Here is a 17,807-nt window from a genome sequence, read left to right as displayed (position 1 = left end):
GGAGACGTAAAAATAATTTTTTTACGCTTTTTACAATTGTGCATAGATAAGTCCAAGGCTATTTCTGAAGTTCAGAAATAGCTTTTTTATTTGGGTTATGTAATACAAAAGGAGGCTTATCGAAATGGAAGTAATTAGTACAGTGGTTGGTTACCCATATATTGGGGAACAACGACAATGGAAAAAAATTGTAGAAAGTTTTTGGAAAGGTGACCTTTCAGAAGTTCAGTTTCATCAGCAAATGAAGGAACTACGATTACACAATCTGAAACGTCAGCAAGAATTAGGAATCGATTATATTACGGTTGGTGATTTTACACTATATGATCGTATGCTCGACTTAGCTTTTATGTTTGGTATTATTCCTGAGCGATATCAATCATTAAATAATGAAACAGCACTAACTCGTTATTATGCAATGGCACGTGGCGCAAAAAATGTAGTCGCTTGTGAAATGACAAAATGGTTTAATACAAATTATCACTATATCGTTCCTGAATTTGATGGAAAACAATTGAAACTAAAAGAAAATATATTACTAGAATATTTTTTAGAAGCGAAAAATGAACTAAATATTATTGCGAAGCCTACTTTAATAGGCCCTTATACATTTATGGATTTATCAAAAGGTTATGATGATCAAACTAAAGCAATCTTTATTCTACAATTACTGCCACTTTATGCAGAAGTGATACAACAATTAGTAGATGCGGGTGCTGAGTGGATTCAACTTGAAGAGCCTTCTTTAACAAAATCCCTTCCAGATGATGAGGTTCGATTAGTTGAGCAAATCTATAGTAAACTAGCAGAGAGTGTTCCATCTGCAAAAATTATGCTACAAACTTATTTCGAAGCATTGACATCCTATGAACGATTATCAAATTTACCAGTTGCAGGAATTGGTTTAGATTTTGTCCACGGGAAAAAAGAAAATAAGGAAGCGATTCGGAAACATGGGTTTCCAAATAACAAAGTATTAGCAATCGGTTGTATAAATGGTCGTGATATTTGGTCTAGTAATCTGGCAGAAGTCGTGTCAGAGATTGAAAGTGTAGTGTATTTAAGCAAGGCGCAATCAGTTTGGATTGAATCGTCATGTAGCTTACAACATGTACCAATTACTACTAGAAATGAGCAAAAGTTAGAACCTGTTTTATTAAATGCTCTTTCATTTGCGGATGAGAAAATAAGTGAGATTGTTCATGTAACTCACTACATTAAACATGGTAAATGGATCAAAGAAAAGGCTGTTTCTGAAAGTATGGAGATTATTGAAGCACTTGCAACGCATCCAATCAGAAACAATAAACGAGTGCAAGAAATAATGCAATCTATTACGGCGAATGATTTTTCAAGAGCACTACCATACGATCAACGCAGATTGATTCAACAACAGGTATTAGGTTTACCACTTTTTCCTACCACGACAATTGGTAGTTTCCCACAATCATCTGAAGTGAAAAAAACACGTGCAGCTTGGCGTAAAAAGCAAATTTCAGATACGGAATATGAGGCATTTATTGAAAAGGAAACAGCCCGTTGGATTAAATTACAAGAAGAAATTGGGCTAGATATTTTTGTACATGGCGAATTTGAACGTACTGATATGGTAGAGTTCTTCGGCGAGAAATTAACAGGTTTTGCTTTTACACAAAATGCATGGGTCGTTTCGTATGGTTCTCGATGTGTAAAGCCTCCTATCATTTACGGAGATGTTGAATGGACAAGCCCTATGACCTTAAAAGAAGTACTCTTTGCTCAAAAACTAACAGATGCTCACGTTAAAGGTATGTTAACAGGACCTGTAACTATTTTAAACTGGTCATTTGTTAGAAATGATGTGCCAAGAGAAGTTGTTGCAAATCAAATTGCCATAGCATTACGTCAAGAAATTTTAGAATTAGAACGTTCTGGGATTGCAATTATTCAAGTAGATGAACCTGCACTTCGAGAAGGCCTGCCGCTTCGTAAAGAAAATTGGTCGGACTATTTAACGTGGGCGGTTAATGCATTTAAGTTAGCGACATCTAGCGTAAAAAATGAAACACAAATTCATACACATATGTGTTATGTGGAGTTTAATGATTTTATTGAACCGATTGAATCCCTTGATGCAGATGTCATCTCATTAGAAACATCAAGAAGTCATGGCGAATTGATCTATTCCCTTCAACAACATCCTTATGAATTAGGCATTGGTTTAGGAGTATACGATATTCATAGTCCACGTGTACCGGATGTTTCTGAAATGATGGAAATATTAAATGCAAGTTTACAAGTTATTCCAAAAGAGCGATTTTGGATTAATCCAGATTGTGGGTTAAAAACACGTCAAGAGCCTGAAACAGTCGCTGCTTTAACGAACATGGTCAAGGCTGCAAAATTACTACGCCATGAAGTTTTGAGTAATAATGTAAATTAAATTGCACTCTCTTTTTCAACAAATAGGTTAATTAATTGATATTGCCTAGTATTTTCTAATAACATTAATAGGCGTCACGAAATGGTAATCTTCATTAGTCTTTCGGACGCCATTCTTTATTTAACTAGAATATTCAGAAATGAGGAACATCACAGCTCGAAGGAGAAATATTTCCATTCGATGGTATCACTGGTGGGAAAACAGGATTGACGGAAAAATTATTATTTTAATTATCGTATTATTAGCTTCTGTTGGTATTGTCTAGCAATTGAATAGGAAATATGGTTTAAGTTAACCCTTTTACTATAAATGCTTAGTTAATCTGTATAGATTCAATTAAGCATTTTTTATTTTCCCAAATCGAGAAAACGCATTAGTGAATCCATGAAATTCTAGTGAGGTTATTAGTTTTTAATAAAACAAATTTGGGCGTAAGATTCTATTTTATGGTTAAACTTCAAAATAGAAATATTCTTTTGAATAAACTGTTTATTTGTTTTCCGCTAATATTCGCAAAATATTCATTGCAATTGTAGTGAAAAGAGGTTACTATGCGTAAGCGGTATGTTAGTAGTAACTTCCATTGTAAGCGCGCACATATTAATTCATCAGGAGGTTACATATGCAATATGTTATATCAATTTTAGGAATTTTAGTTGTATTATTTTTAGCTTGGATCGCTAGTTCCGATCGAAAAAAGATAAAAATTAAACCAGTTATAATAATGATTATCATTCAAATCCTGTTATCATTGTTATTATTAAATACAGAAATTGGTTTATTAATAACGAAAGGAATTGCAGCTGTTTTCTCTAAGCTTCTCGAATTAGCAGCTGAAGGGGTTAATTTCGTATTTGGTGGTATTGCAAATGAAGGCGAAAGTCCATTCTTCTTAAATGTATTGCTTCCAATTGTTTTTATTTCTGCATTAATTGGCATTCTTCAATATATCAAAGTACTACCGTTTCTTATGAAGTGGATTGGTTATATTTTAAGTAAAGTGAATGGAATGGGAAAACTTGAATCTTATAATGCAGTTGCTTCGCTAATGGTCGGTCAATCAGAAGTTTTCATCACGTTGAAAAAACAACTTGGTCACCTTTCGAAACAACGTTTGTATACTTTATGCGCTTCAGCAATGTCAACTGTATCAATGTCCATCGTTGGTGCGTATATGACAATGCTAGAACCAAAATATATTGTTACCGCTTTAGTGTTAAACCTATTTGGCGGATTTATCATCGCTACACTTATTAATCCGTACGATGTAGGTGCTAAAGAAGATATATTAGAAATTGAAGAACATGAAAAGCAATCCTTCTTTGAAATGCTCGGTGAGTATATCATGGACGGATTTAAGGTTGCCATTGTCGTAGGTGCAATGTTAATCGGTTATACAGCTTTAATTGCAGGTTTCAACTATGTCTTCGAGTTAGTGTTAAATATTTCTTTCCAAGAGCTTTTAGGTTATATTTTTGCTCCAATTGCTTTCATTATGGGGATTCCAATGTCTGAGGCAGTGAGTGCCGGAGGAATTATGGCTACTAAATTAGTGACAAATGAATTTGTTGCCATGTTGGATTTATCTGGAGGAAATTATGAATTTAGCGAACGAACACTGGGCATACTTTCTGTATTCTTAGTTTCCTTTGCCAACTTCGCATCGATTGGTATTATAGCTGGAGCAGTCAAAGGTCTTAATGAAAAGCAAGGGAACATAGTCGCGCGTTTTGGATTGAAACTACTATATGGTGCCACTCTTGTAAGTGTATTATCATCGATTATTGTAAGTTTAGTTATTTAATTTAAGGACCACTAAAACGTTTTATTAAAACGATTTTGGTGGTCTTTTTATTTATAGTTAACTCTCTATATTAAATAGGAGCACCTTCCTATCAAGTATGTAAAAAATAGGAAGGGTAGGTGATACATTACTATTTTGCTTTTCATTAATATGAAATTACATTAATTAGATAGGTTGGTGTAATTCATGACAAGATTAAAATTTGATATAGAATTATTAAAAGACATAGAATCAACAAGAAAATCAATGATCCAAGTTGGAGCAGCCTTTGGTTTAACACACCCAGAAACAATCAAATTAAGTCAGCAATTAGATCAATTACTGAATAGATTAGATAATGATAGAATGTTTTAATAATACGAATAGACGATAGAAATAGATTTGATATAAAAACATTTATATTTGTGCATGAAGACTCCAAGATATTAGAAATGTTCCCATACCTCTTTCAAAGGAATTTTGAACCAAATAATGTAAATATTACGAACCCTTTCCACTTTGTTTGCGTTACAATAGTGAAGAGGTGAGTTTATGAAAAGGTTAATGAAATTCTGGTTAACTGGCATAATTCTAATTGTTGTCATAAGCGTTTTCCTATATTACTGGCTAGGTACTGAAATAGAAAAAGGAGGATCACCTATAGCGGATGGGTCGAATGATTATTTAATAATACTGGGAGCCAAAGTGAAACCAAATGGGGATCCATCACTCTCTCTAAAAAGTCGGTTAGATGTCGCGAGTGATTACTTGAAGAAACATAAACATGTTCAAGTGATTGTATCAGGTGGACAAGGGGGCGACGAGCCAGCAACTGAAGCTTCTGTGATGGCCAGTTATTTAATGGCTGCAGGAATAGATCCATTGCGTATTCAGCTTGAGGAAAAATCCACTTCTACATATGAGAACTTGCTATATTCAAAGGAATTTCTTCCTGAAGGTGTAACCAAAGTGACCATTATTTCTAACGATTTTCATCTCACTCGAGCGAAATATTTAGCAAATGTTGTCGGTTTGAAAGTCGATGTATTAGGTGCACCGACACCGAAAAGCGTGAGGACTAAATCTCTAATTCGTGAACGACTTGCTTTGTTGAAGACTTACATATTTGGAAAATGATGTAATGAAGATGTAAATATCAAGATTTAGTGAAGCGACCAAATCAAAACTTTGGTCGTTTTTTATTTAGAGTTAATTAGTATTGAATCGAAATCAATTCATTTGAATATTAATATAAAAATTGCTTATTTGCATATTTAGAGTGATAAATCTATGAAAATCTCTCCATTTTATGCAATAATAATATCCTATAGAATTTATTGTTATTGCTTTGAAAGTAGGGATATTATGGCGACAGGGACGCATACGGTAGAAATTCCAGTAGAAGTACAAGCAGTTTGGGATTATGTGAGTGATCTTGAGAAATGGGCAACGGCAGTGCCAGCTTATAAAGAACATGAAATTATTAATGACAAGCAGTCGATTTGGACATTTGAAGGTAATGTGAAAGGGATTAAGAAAACAATCCAAGCTCAAGTAGACATTACTGAATGGAACGAACCTTCTAATATTAAATTTGAGTTAAAGGGAATATCTGATAACTTTACAGGTAGTGGTCAGTTTACTGCTGAAGAAGTAAATGGAAAAACAACAATGACTTGTACAGTAGAAGTTAATGCAGGCGGTATTTCGGGAGCATTATTAACACCAGTTATTAAATGGGCTGTTCCAAAAGTTGCATCTCGCTTAACAGAATCCATTGCACGTAAAATCTTGGTATTTTCATAGTAGTTTAGAAAAAAGAAGAGTAGCTATCCAATTTTGGACGGCTACTTTTTTAGTTATGAGAAAGATTTAGAATCTATTTTTCATTCAGTATTTATTCATTTTCTGAATTATCCTCTATTTATTTCATACCCTTTATATTTCAACATAGCAATAATCCCTAAAATAGGACCAATCGCAAGAATTGTAAATACCCACTCCCATCCAATGATACTTTGAAGGAAAGGTACTAGATTGATAGAGGCAATGGTGATGAGGAAGCCAATGCACATTTGGAAAGTTAGCGCGGTACCTACATATTCTTCATCGGCAATTTCTGAAACGGCTGCAGAAAATTGCGCGGAATCAGAGATGATCGACATTCCCCAAATCATTGCAACCGCTAATGTTAGCAAAATCGAATGACCAAATGTAAAACCGATCCCAATTGCACAACTAGCGCTTATAAACATTGAAAGAATTGTTGAATTAGCTCTACCCATTTTATCTGAAATGAAACCACCAATTACACATCCAATCGCTCCTGCAATTCCAATTGCGACAAATGAAGACAGGGTAATGTGCCAATAGGGAGTTTCTGGTGAAGAGGTTTTGAAACTCGCTGCTAAAAAGACAGGGAGCCATGTCCACATCGCATACAATTCCCACATATGGCCGAAGTAGCCGTAGTTCGCAAGCATGACTGGTTTATTTGAAATGACTTCTTTTATTAATTTAAATGAGAAAGGTAGTTTTTTTAATTGTACTGGCGCATCTTTTACGCAAAAAGTAATGATGAGTGCGGACAATAAAGCGAGTAGTGAACTACATATAATCACCATTTTCCAATCTAATGAAGAAACGAGCGTCACTACAACATGTGGAAATGCGGAACCTATCGTTATGGCCGCAATTAAGATTCCCATTGCAAAACCACGTTGTTTCGGAAACCAATGTGATAACATCTTGACCCCAATAGGATAAACACCTGCAAGTGTGAATCCAGTGAGAATTCTAAGAAGAATCCCTAGTAATGCAGTATCAATAAAAATTAGCAAAATATTAAATACTGCACCGAGAAAAGCTGAAAATGCTAATATTCTTCGTGGATTAAACCGATCGGCAATTCCGAGAGAAGAACTTACTAATGCACCAATAACAAAGCCAATTGGAACTGAAGCAGATAGCCAACCTTCTGCACTTGGACTAAGGTTCCAAATAATTCGTAACTCAGGAGCAATAAACGAAGCACTAAACCACAAACATAATGCGAGTAATTCTGCTAAACCAATCCAACTTAACGCTCTCCATGAACCTTGCATCATCCGATCCCCGCCTCAACGAAACTGAATTTGTATATTATACCGAATAGATGAAAAGAAAAGACTAAGTATTTAATGTAGTTTGGGTAGTGAAATTTCTATTGGTATCCCTGAAATCTCTAATAAAAAAGTTGAATCATAATATATTAACGAGATTAATATATTAGAAAATGAAGGTCTGTCCATAAATCCAAATTAATTCATCTTAAACAAGAGAAGTGAGGGGAACTCTATGAAAACCTATTCTGAATTTAGTATACCGAATTCTGTTTTTTACGGTCAAAATTCATTATCTCAGCTTGGGGAACAAGCGAAGTCTTATGGAAAGAAAGTGCTTTTAATTAGTGACCGTGTTATTGAGAAAATTGGTCATGTTAAGACATGCCAGAACACTTTAGAAGATTTAGATCTTGCTTACGTTTCTTATCTAGATGTGAACACAGAACCTACTGATGAACATGTAGGCGAAGCTCTTCAACTTTGTTTACAAGAGCAGTGCGATGTGATTGTGGCCATTGGTGGAGGAAGTTGTATTGATGCTGCTAAGGCGGTGGCTGTGCTAGCTACGAATGGTGGATATATTGGAGATTATATGGGTGGGAAAACCCCAATTCAACATGCACCAATTCCACTTATTGCTATCCCAACCACAGCTGGAACTGGATCTGAAGTTACGAACGTAACCGTCATTACAAACACGAGTGAAGATATCAAAATGATGATTAAACATAATGCATTTTTGCCAAAAGTAGCCATCGTAGATCCAATGCTTACGACTTCATCACCAAAGTCAGTTACTGCAGCAACAGGAATCGATGCACTTTGCCATGCTATTGAAGCTTATATATCACGCAGGTCACAACCACTTACAGATACACTGGCTCTTTCCGCAATTGAAGCAATCCTAAAAAATCTAAGGGTTGTATATGAAGATGGGGAAAATATCAAAGCTAGAGAGAAAATGGCGATAGCTTCTATGCAGGCTGGGATTGCCTTCAGTAATGCTTCCGTCACACTCGTTCACGGAATGTCCAGACCAATTGGGGCTCTGTTCCATGTACCTCACGGAATATCCAATGCCATGTTGCTTCCAGGAGTACTTGAATTTACAAAAGAATCTGCAATTGAAAAATTAGCAACAATCGGACTTATCATTTCACCAGATTCCTCCTCACTACCTAACACAGAATTAGCACAAATCGCAATTGATGGAATCAAACAGCTCTGCAGTGATCTAAATATCCCTAACTTGAAAATTTGGGGAATACACGAAGAAAAATTCCAACAAGTAATTGATAAAATGGCAACCGATGCAATTGCAAGTGGTAGCCCTGGAAACAATCCCAAAGTGCCAACGAAACAAGAAATTATTGATTTATACAACTATTGTTATCATTACGATTTCACAACACAAGCAAGTTCGCTTATAAACTAAATGAAACTCGTTAAAAATAGAGTAAACAGGTAATCTGTATTACTCTTTTTTAATTCCAAAGGATTTTCGTGGCCAATATAGAATCTATTAAATTAACGAACAAGTTTCTGAAAATGGGAGAAGATGTCAATTGGATCCTAAAAAAGTGAAAAGACAGCTCATTATTGGGTGTATAACGACAGGGGCCATGATAATTTTAGCAAGTATTCAAGCCATCTTTGCACCATATATCTTTATAAGAGCAATGTCAGTATTAGTTATCATTGTTAATTCAGCAGCTCTTGGTGCATTTATAAGGGAAATGTTTATTATTAAAGAGAAAAAAATGAAAAGCTCTGAATAGTTTTGGAGGATCAACAAAGTAAATAAGTGTTCAGCCCGGACTAAGAGGGGGAATAGTATGGTAATAGTAAATACGGTCATTTTATTTCTTATTATATCAACTATTGTCAATGCTTATTTAATGACATTACCTATACCTGTATTAAGAAAAAGAGAGTATCCTGAGAGCTATTTTATACAACAAAAGAATCGAATTGATTTTCAAGACAAATTGGAATGTGCAGCATTTTCAACTGCGTATCTGTTACGGCATTTTGGCATAGAGGCAGAGGGAGAAGCGTTATATAAGCATTTTCCTAGTAAAACGAAAAAAGGGACTGTATATCCAAAAGGGATCCGTACGTTGTTAAGAGAAAAGGGATTTAAAACACACTATTATAAAGGGAATATCGATACATTAAAGTATGAAGTGAGTAAAGGAACCCCAGTAATTGTTTTTATTAAAGTACAAGAGGAGGATCATGATTTACATTTTGTCCCTGTCGTAGGTTATGACGAGGAGTATATTTACCTTTCAGAATCATTAAGGCATTTAGTAAATTGTGAAGATGATCAAGGATATAATCGAAAAGTTCCAATCCCTGAATTTAAGAAACTATGGAATATAAAAAATATTCATATGATTCTTTATAGCAATACTTACATAGCCGTTGAAGCAACAAAGAGCTAGTATTAGTAACGAACTTTATTAAAAGAAGGCGGGAGAATGTTATGTACAATGTATTATTTTTATACCCAGTACTAAAACAGAATAAGGATCGGTTTGTGGAGATTAACAAAAAGGCTTCGTTTATTTACAAAGAATATGGTGCTATTGAAGATGAAACTTTCCAAAGTACTTTCATTCATGCTATCTATGGTTGTAAAGGTATGGATACTTCAGTTGAGCTGCAAGAAAATGAAACGTTGATGTGCTCAGTTTCTACATTTAATGATAAACATCATCACGATATTGTTATGGAAAAAGTGGACTCAGACCATCGTATTGAAGAATTATTTAATGAAATGATTAAAGTGATTGATATTAGTCGAGTCGTTCGGGGTGAATTTGAAAAGGTTTAATATGAATAGCATCTTAACGGATGCTTTTTTATGACCAAATTTGGATGGTAACTAAGTCCGGGGGAGTGAATTGGCTGATAACAGAGTAGAGTTGGCTGAAAACTCAGTCCGAGAGAGTGAGTTGGCTGAAAACAGATCTAATTTGGCTGATAATAGAGCAGAATTGGCTGATAACCAGCCGAAGTTGGCTGATATCTGAGTCCGAGAGAGTGACTTGGCTGATAATAGATCTAATTTGGCTGATAACAGAGCAGAATTGGCTGATAACTCAAACCCAAAAATAAAGGTAAGTTAATGCAACGAACATTAACCTACCTTTTTTGTCATTCTTACTTAAGATAATTTTTCATACATAGTTTTGTTCAATCCATTTTTCCAAGATATAAACACTGTAAATGCAGCTACAACCATAATTCCGCTTAAAATAAGAAAGCAAATGATAATCAAATCTGAAGAAATCATTTTCGTAAAAAGCGCAAGGGCAAGGATCCTCAATAATAATCCTACTGTTCTAAACAAACCATCTACCCTACCTATGATTTCGTTTGGAATATGGTCCATCATGAATGAATTTCTGGCAACTCGAGTTCCACTATTTCCAAGTGCAAAAAAGAACATTAGAGATAAATAGATTGGTAGAGAAACAAAGACAATCAATGAAATGGCAAGAGAAAATAAAATGACCCCTATAATCACCGTTAATTCATTTCCGAATTTTTGAGCTACTACTGGAATAGCTAACCCTGCCGTAATTGCACCAATAGCATATATCATACTTTCAATCGCGTATATTTCTCCCGAAACTTTCAATACATCTGATAAATAAACTGGAAACAAATAATTTGTAATCATCACTCCGAGAAAGGGAAATGTAGAAAATAGAAGGAAAATGAACAATGCTGGATGATCCTTCATATACGAAATGCCTTCCCATCCACCTTTACGAGTATTGATTTTATTCGTATTGTTGGTTTTCTTGTAAGGAAGACGTGCATAAAAATAAGCTGCTGCTGCGTATGAGAACACGTTCAGTAGTAAAATTGACTGTAACTCCCAATGAACAAGCAGGTAACTTGCCACCGCCCCAGCAATCATACTTGAGAGTTGTCCCTGAACCTCCATCGTCCCGTTCAACGATTTGTATTGATTTCTGTTAAAGATTTCTTGATTTATAGCAAACATAGTTGGGTAAAAAATTGTGTAATAAAGACTCCCAATCACATAAATAGCCGTGTAGTGCCAGATCGTATACGTTAGTCCTACAAATCCTAATATAGAAAATAATAAGATGGCCACAAGACAAATAATTTCACTAGTTAATAATAAATTCTTTCGAGAAACACGATCAACTAAAGTTCCAATATAAGGTGTGACGATAAAATTGATTAATGTCATACCAATTGTAATAAAACCAAATAAAACATTGCCGTTCTCACTTGTTACTAACAGCCAAGGAATGGCAATCATCGTAATGCCGGAACCGATGGATGAAGCAATGTTCGCCATCAGGATTAATCGGAAACGCGAATCTGTTATTATTTCTTTCATAATCGAAATCCTTTCTACATGTTTAATGTAACGTGCTTTTCTACTAACAGAATTGTATCGCACCACATGTAGAAAGGGCTCAGTCAGAAGTAGGAACATCACTTCGTAAAAAAGACTGAGGTATTTATATAATGTTGAAAGCATGAGATTGGAAGTCATCATATAATTTGGAGAGTTAGGGTTGAGGAATTGGAATAATGGAGATGAAATCAATTTATGCAGACCATTTATGTTGACTGGGGTGGAAAGGTGAAACTTACTTGGATGCCTCGATTAGAATTAAGAGAGTCTTTAATTGTGACAAGTGTTCATGCTGTGTGCATTAAAGATGGAAAAGTATTATTAGTACAAATAAAAGATCGAGGGTTTAATTATCCGGGTGGGCATGTTGAGGCTGGAGAAAGCATGGAAGAAGCTATATTACGAGAAACATATGAAGAAGGTTATGTTAAGGGAACAGTTCAATACATAGGATCAATAGAAGTGAGCCATGTAGAAAATCTTTCCTTTAATCCAAAAGGAAAGTATCCATTAATTGCATATCAGGCCTTTTTTAGAATGGATGTTACAGAATGCTTACCATTTCTCAGTGAAAATGAATCATCGTCTCGAATTTGGCTAGATCCCTCTGAAGTACCATTTATCATTAACGACCATGAACTCGCAAAGTTAATCTTATCCGAGGCATTAACCTTAAATTCATCTGAAACCTTAGGGTCCACGTCTAAATAACTAATTTTAGAAAAAAAGGGTACCTATTTGGAAAATATAGTTATAATGTGAAATAATATACTTAAATTAATAAGACAGATTAATAGACTTCGAAGTAAACGATTAAGAAAAGTATGACTTTAGTGAAGGGGAAAGGGTTTAGATGACAAAGTTATCAAAAAATAATCGTGCTTCAAGTGTGAAGGCAAAATATCGTTCCAATTTATCTTTTCGTATGAATGTCTTGTTTTTTTCCATCTTTGTTTTATTCTCTTTATTAATATTCCGATTAGGATACCTACAAATCGTTAAAGGTGAGCATTATGTTAGAGAGCTTGCAAAAACAGAAGAAGTCTCAGTAAATACGAGTGTTGCGAGAGGTAGAATTTATGATCGCTATGGCAGGATTCTTGTTGATAACGAACCAGTGAATGCAATTACGTATACAAAAATGCCGAGTATTACAACGAACGAAATGTTACTAATCGCAGAACAGTTAGCGATGTTAATAGAACAACCGATAGATCGGATTACATATCGTGACAAATTAGATTTTTGGATTTTACGAAATAAAGATGAAGCATACGCAAAAGTGTCAAAAGAGGAAGAAGATGCACTTAATGCAAATGAAGAGCTTGATAAAAAGCAAAAACAGACTGAGATAGACCGATTAGTTCGCGAACGTATTACGGATGAAGAATTAGAGCAATTAACTGTACACGATTTAGAAGTGTTAGCCATTTTTCGTGAAATGACGTCTGGCTATTATTTATCTCCACAAATTATTAAGAATGAGAATGTAACTGCTGAAGAATTTGCGCGGGTTTCTGAACGTTTACCTGATTTACCAGGAGTCAATACGACAACGGATTGGAAACGAGTAAAGTTAACTTCTCTTTCAATACTAGGAAGAACAACGGTACCTAGTAAAGGGATCCCATTTTCTAAATTTGATTATTTCTTAGCAAGAGATTATTCACGCAATGACCGTGTAGGTGAAAGTTATTTTGAGGCACAATACGAGGAATTATTGCAAGGTAAAAAGTCGGTCGTTAAAAATATAACAAATAAACAAGGTATAGTTGTCGATACGGTTACAACCTACAAAGGAGAGCCAGGTAATGACTTGGTGACAACGATTGATATTGAGCTTCAACTAGAGGCGGAACGAATCGTTGAAGAGAAATTACTAGAATTAAAAGCTTTAAATGGTTCGCATTTATTAGATCGAGCTTTCTACATTATGATGAATCCAAATACAGGCGAGATTTTAGCAATGGTCGGGAAGAAAATCGAAACTGATCCCAATACAGGTGAAGATTATATAGTAGATTACTCATATGGAACATTTACTACAGCATATGAAGCGGGCTCTACAGTGAAAGCAGCTACTTTATTAATGGGGTATAAAGAAGGGGTCATTACTCCAGGTACTAGACTCGTTGACCAACCAATAAAACTATTAAATACAGAGCAAAAAAGTTCCATTTTCAACCGTTCTGGAAGAATTCCTATGGATGACATTCGTGCGTTAGAACAATCTTCAAACTCATACATGTTCCAAGTGGCAATGTTTATGGGTGGTACAAACTATACTTACGACATGCCGTTAATCATTAGAGATGATACATTACTTCGAATGCGTAATGGTTATGCTGAGTTTGGACTTGGTGTAAATACTGGAATTGATCTGCCTGGTGAAGTTTCGGGGGTTAAAGGTGTCCCAGATAATGCTGGGGTTGTTTTAAACCAAGCAATCGGACAGTATGATACTTATACCACTTTACAATTAGCACAATATATTTCAACAATTGCAAATGGTGGTTACCGTATACAGCCAAGGATGTTGAAAGAGGTGCGAGAGCCTTCTAAAGATGGAGAAAAACTAGGACCAATAATAGAAGAAGTTACACCGAATGTTTTGAATCGGATTTCCAACAGTCATGAGCAAATTCAACATGTAAAAGAAGGTCTTCGAAAAGTTTATGTAGGTTCCTACGGTTCTGCACGCGGCCAATTTTCAAATACTCCCTATACTGCAGCTGGTAAAACTGGAACTGCAGAGGTGGTTTACTACGGTCCTATAAGAGAAGAGTGGAAAACAGAAACTTTGAATTTTACACACATCGGGTTTGCACCGTTGGAAAATCCAGAAGTCGCTTATGCTGTAATGATCCCGTGGGCCACAACGAATTTTAAGGATCCATTATATAAGAACAATGAAATAGCTAGAGAAGTTTTAGATTATTATTTTGAGCTTAAAAATAAATATAATGAAAATGGCTTATCATCCAGTAGTGTCGATCAACATATTCTACCGCCACCAACAGATGATAAAATTGATGAAGAAACAGAAGAACAAGTTGCGGAAGAGCAAGTGGGAAATGAATAGAGTTATTTCAACTTAACAAGATGGGAAGGATTAAGAATACATGACAAACATAGACTATATAGTAAAATTTGGAGGTATTGTATGAACCCATTACTAAATCAAATTGGTACGGTATTTATTCCGGTACGCAATATTGAAGAAGCTCGTGACTGGTATTGTAACATTCTAGGTTTACCAGCAGATGGAGAAATATTGTTTGGTCATTTATATATCGTACCTATGAACGGAACTGGTATTGTACTAGATAGTAAGATTTATTCAGAGGAAAATATGTTCAAAACTCCTCCTTTTCATTTAAATACGAACAATATTGTAGAAGCATATGAGTATATGAAAAATAAGAATGTTGAACTAACAACAGAAATTGAGCATAATCACTGGTTTAATTTCAAAGACCCTGATGGGAACCATTTAATGATTTGTCAATGTTAAGTTTAATTCAGTAAGAGTTTCTGTGATATCATTTTTGAGTTGAATACTACACAAGGAATTATAAATATGAGCAAAATGAAAAATATAATAAACTCCTATTTTCTTATGGTACCAGCTATATTAATAAAGGAAGAAATGTAAGCAAAGGGAATTTGCCACTTTCCATAGTTTTAATTGTTTTATTGGTACTGCCATTTTTGTCTATTGGTTTGGAGGGTGTTCATCGATGGTTGACAGTAGGACCTCTTAACATCTACATAGCCAGTTTGATTTTACCTTTGTTCAGCATTCAAATTTGGAATTTAGCGTCAAACAAACGCATTAAGAATACAAAATATTAGTAAACTTATAGCTCTTATTGAACCTGAAATTCACCTTGAGTTGGAGGGTTCATCCTGCATTTGGAACAGTTAAGGTAAGAGAATTGCTTTCAACTTGGGTTGTTCATGACTTTACACACATTGCTCAAATTGTAAGGGTAATGGCTGAGAGATATAGGGAAGACGTGGGACCTTGGAAAGAATACTTAGGAATTTTGAAAAGACAGGTTAATAAACAATAGTTATCAAATGAAAAACCGGTATCCGATTGTGATGAATCGAAAACCGGTTGTTTTTATTTGATTTCTATGGTCATGATTTTTTCCGCCATTTTTGGAAAATCAATAAAAGGATTCCGATTGCCTTGAAGTTCATGAATCGCAAGGTTACGATGTTTTTCATAGGTGGAAACCGGAAATGTTTCGTGCCATTTGAGCATTAAAGAAACGTCGGCTAACTCCTTTTCTATTAAATTCGGATAGCGAATGAGGAAATAAAGTGTAGCTCTAGCCACGATCCCTTTGCCGTATTCTGGTTCGAACTTCCGATCTTCAGACTTACCACAGCCATCCTTAATTCCCAAAATGGAACTTTCAGGGTGATAATCGCTGAAATCGTAGTAAGGATAGTTGTTGCGACTACTATTACAAGTCGGTTCACAGGCAAATAGATGATGCAAATCCCCTCTCATAGGTGCTTTTTGATCGAACCATGATTGAGGTACGACATGTTCACAGTTAAATTGTGCGTCCGATAATATGCTGACTACCCCTTTTGCCTGCATTTCATAGAGCCGTACATCTTCTTCTATGACAGAAAGTGGATCCATCCCTTTTCCAGAATAGAGACTCTTTAATGTACCATTTTCCTGTAAATCAACCCATGGGTATACATAAAGGTGTGGGCTATAGGCTAATTGTTTTGTATGAGTTTTTTCAAGCAGAGTGTGAAGGCGAATGAAAAGATTAGGATCATTGAATGAAAGACTTTGATAGTAATTATCCTTCATTTCTTTATCTCTCTTTTCGTCATAATAGGGTCGATTAGCCTTAAACTTTAAAAAGTCAGATTTGGCCATTTCCCATTCACTGTAAAGCAAATCTAAATTTTTCATTAACTATTCAAAACCTGTGCAGATATTCTTTCGTTAAATACTTCCGATAAGTATTCCTCGACTGTTAAGTAAAGTAATCCGTTGCCTTCGAGTTTAGGAGAGTTGCCTAAAGGAAGGGTTCTCTTAATTAGTTGTGCATATAATTCCGTTTCAGTTAGTTCACGCTCAAAGTTTTTGTTGGCAATGTCTTTGATGAGGGCAAGTGCACCGGTTACATGTGGTGTTGCCATTGATGTTCCACTTAGGTTTGCATACTTTCCATTTAAATAAGTTGATAGAATTTCTTCTCCAGGAGCTACTAAATCAATTTCATTATTCGAATTTGAAAAATTCGAAGATCGTCTTTGTAGATTAATTGACCCTACACTAATCACTTCATTGTAGCTACCAGGATAGGACAATTCATCTGAAGAACTTTGTCCATCTCCTTCATTACCAGCAGCACAAACGACTAAAACACCATTAGCGATAGCATTTTGAATTGCTTGATGTAGCTCGGGTACATCTGTAGGACCGCCGAGACTCATGGAAATAATATCAACCTTTTGTTCCACTGCAAAGTTAATCCCTTTGATGATCCAGTCATATTGCCCTGATCCATTTCTATCAAGAACTTTTACAATCAGTAAATTTGCTTCAGGTGCAACACCAACGACTCCAGTACCGTTATGAATTGCCGCAATTGTCCCAGCTACATGGGTTCCATGACCATTATAGTCAGTGTACACATCTGGATCTCCATTATCATCGCGGGTGAAATTCCGTCCCCCGATAATACGCCCACTTAAATCAGGATGGGTAACGTCGCATCCAGTGTCCAATATCGCAACTGTGATTCCATTTCCTTTAGAATTCTCCCAGACTTTTGGGGCAGCTATAAGCTCTACACCTTTGGGTACCTCAGACACCACTTCAATCACTGCATTCACTTCATAAGGTAGTAAACGTAACTTTTGCTCCATTTGAGTCCCTCCTGATAGGATTAAGTTTCAAGTATATTCTTGGAAGTTATTAATAGTTTAACAATTCAGAAAATGTATGAACAGTTACGATAGATGGGCTACTTATGGACTAACAGAGGGATAATAGAAATGGAATTAGTATTTAATCGATAGTTTTTAGGGAAATTAAATTATCAATCT

At 35.3% G+C, this 17,807-nt stretch carries 17 protein-coding genes and 1 pseudogene; 14 read left to right on the top strand and 4 right to left on the bottom strand.

Annotation, left to right across the window (positions count from 1 at the left end; genetic code table 11):
• Positions 1-124: 124 nt before the first annotated feature.
• The 5 genes from metE (at position 125) to ACOQFO_RS03350 (ending at position 6,011) form a co-directional block, all read left to right on the top strand.
• Positions 125-2,422: a 5-methyltetrahydropteroyltriglutamate--homocysteine S-methyltransferase gene (gene metE, locus ACOQFO_RS03370; protein WP_421688294.1), complete on the top strand. Its 2,298-nt coding sequence runs from the start codon at positions 125-127 to the stop codon at positions 2,420-2,422.
• A 622-nt stretch (positions 2,423-3,044) separates the two neighbouring features.
• Complete coding sequence (locus ACOQFO_RS03365; RefSeq protein ID WP_421688293.1) at positions 3,045-4,226, top strand: NupC/NupG family nucleoside CNT transporter; 1,182 nt, start codon at positions 3,045-3,047, stop codon at positions 4,224-4,226.
• 186 nt (positions 4,227-4,412) lie between these two features.
• Positions 4,413-4,580, top strand: a complete 168-nt coding sequence (locus tag ACOQFO_RS03360; RefSeq protein ID WP_421688292.1) for an aspartyl-phosphate phosphatase Spo0E family protein — start codon at positions 4,413-4,415, stop codon at positions 4,578-4,580.
• Between the two features lie 177 nt (positions 4,581-4,757).
• Positions 4,758-5,342, top strand: a complete 585-nt coding sequence (locus ACOQFO_RS03355) for a YdcF family protein (RefSeq protein ID WP_421688291.1) — start codon at positions 4,758-4,760, stop codon at positions 5,340-5,342.
• A gap of 228 nt (positions 5,343-5,570) precedes the next feature.
• A complete protein-coding gene (locus ACOQFO_RS03350) occupies positions 5,571-6,011 on the top strand; it encodes a CoxG family protein (RefSeq protein WP_421688290.1) in 441 nt (146 codons plus the stop codon).
• A 107-nt stretch (positions 6,012-6,118) separates the two neighbouring features.
• Here ACOQFO_RS03350 and ACOQFO_RS03345 read toward each other — a convergent pair whose 3' ends face one another.
• The gene (locus tag ACOQFO_RS03345; protein WP_421688289.1) at positions 6,119-7,312 is read right to left on the bottom strand and encodes an MFS transporter; all 1,194 of its coding nucleotides are present in this window, start codon (positions 7,310-7,312) and stop codon (positions 6,119-6,121) included.
• Between the two features lie 229 nt (positions 7,313-7,541).
• Between ACOQFO_RS03345 and ACOQFO_RS03340 the strand changes: the two genes are divergently transcribed.
• From ACOQFO_RS03340 to ACOQFO_RS03320, 5 genes are all read left to right on the top strand, one after another.
• On the top strand, positions 7,542-8,744 hold the full coding sequence (locus ACOQFO_RS03340; RefSeq protein WP_421688288.1) for an iron-containing alcohol dehydrogenase: 1,203 nt from the start codon (positions 7,542-7,544) through the stop codon (positions 8,742-8,744).
• Positions 8,745-8,874: 130 nt separating this feature from the next.
• Positions 8,875-9,087, top strand: coding sequence for a hypothetical protein (locus ACOQFO_RS03335; RefSeq protein ID WP_421688287.1), 213 nt, complete (start codon positions 8,875-8,877; stop codon positions 9,085-9,087).
• Between the two features lie 57 nt (positions 9,088-9,144).
• The gene (locus ACOQFO_RS03330; RefSeq protein ID WP_421688286.1) at positions 9,145-9,756 is read left to right on the top strand and encodes a cysteine peptidase family C39 domain-containing protein; all 612 of its coding nucleotides are present in this window, start codon (positions 9,145-9,147) and stop codon (positions 9,754-9,756) included.
• Positions 9,757-9,797: 41 nt separating this feature from the next.
• On the top strand, positions 9,798-10,148 hold the full coding sequence (locus tag ACOQFO_RS03325) for a DUF1428 family protein (RefSeq protein ID WP_421688285.1): 351 nt from the start codon (positions 9,798-9,800) through the stop codon (positions 10,146-10,148).
• A 70-nt stretch (positions 10,149-10,218) separates the two neighbouring features.
• A complete protein-coding gene (locus ACOQFO_RS03320; protein WP_421688284.1) occupies positions 10,219-10,347 on the top strand; it encodes a hypothetical protein in 129 nt (42 codons plus the stop codon).
• Positions 10,348-10,481: 134 nt separating this feature from the next.
• Here ACOQFO_RS03320 and ACOQFO_RS03315 read toward each other — a convergent pair whose 3' ends face one another.
• On the bottom strand, positions 10,482-11,696 hold the full coding sequence (locus tag ACOQFO_RS03315; RefSeq protein WP_421688283.1) for an MFS transporter: 1,215 nt from the start codon (positions 11,694-11,696) through the stop codon (positions 10,482-10,484).
• Positions 11,697-11,912: 216 nt separating this feature from the next.
• Between ACOQFO_RS03315 and ACOQFO_RS03310 the strand changes: the two genes are divergently transcribed.
• The 4 genes and pseudogenes from ACOQFO_RS03310 to ACOQFO_RS03295 form a co-directional block, all read left to right on the top strand.
• Positions 11,913-12,428 carry an NUDIX domain-containing protein gene (locus ACOQFO_RS03310; RefSeq protein WP_421688282.1) on the top strand — a complete coding sequence of 172 codons (516 nt, stop codon included), beginning with the start codon at positions 11,913-11,915 and terminating at the stop codon, positions 12,426-12,428.
• Positions 12,429-12,570: 142 nt separating this feature from the next.
• Positions 12,571-14,799, top strand: a complete 2,229-nt coding sequence (locus ACOQFO_RS03305; RefSeq protein WP_421688281.1) for a peptidoglycan D,D-transpeptidase FtsI family protein — start codon at positions 12,571-12,573, stop codon at positions 14,797-14,799.
• Positions 14,800-14,880: 81 nt separating this feature from the next.
• Positions 14,881-15,231, top strand: a complete 351-nt coding sequence (locus ACOQFO_RS03300; RefSeq protein ID WP_421688280.1) for a VOC family protein — start codon at positions 14,881-14,883, stop codon at positions 15,229-15,231.
• A gap of 318 nt (positions 15,232-15,549) precedes the next feature.
• Positions 15,550-15,793, top strand: a pseudogene (locus ACOQFO_RS03295) (DinB family protein); the annotation flags it as partial.
• 53 nt (positions 15,794-15,846) lie between these two features.
• On the opposite strand, the gene ACOQFO_RS03290 reads toward ACOQFO_RS03295, so the two are convergent.
• Entirely contained in the window at positions 15,847-16,665 is an 819-nt protein-coding gene (locus ACOQFO_RS03290) for an endonuclease I family protein (RefSeq protein WP_421688279.1), read from the bottom strand.
• Positions 16,665-17,627, bottom strand: coding sequence for a S8 family peptidase (locus ACOQFO_RS03285; protein WP_421688278.1), 963 nt, complete (start codon positions 17,625-17,627; stop codon positions 16,665-16,667). Before ACOQFO_RS03285 ends, ACOQFO_RS03290 begins: the two co-directional genes overlap by 1 nt.
• Positions 17,628-17,807 lie beyond the last annotated feature (180 nt).

This window comes from Ureibacillus sp. MALMAid1270 (assembly GCF_049202975.1).
In the GTDB taxonomy this organism is placed as follows: domain Bacteria; phylum Bacillota; class Bacilli; order Bacillales_A; family Planococcaceae; genus Ureibacillus.
The sequence above is the reverse complement of the archived record's forward strand: the minus strand, read 5'-3'. Positions and strand labels throughout refer to the sequence as shown.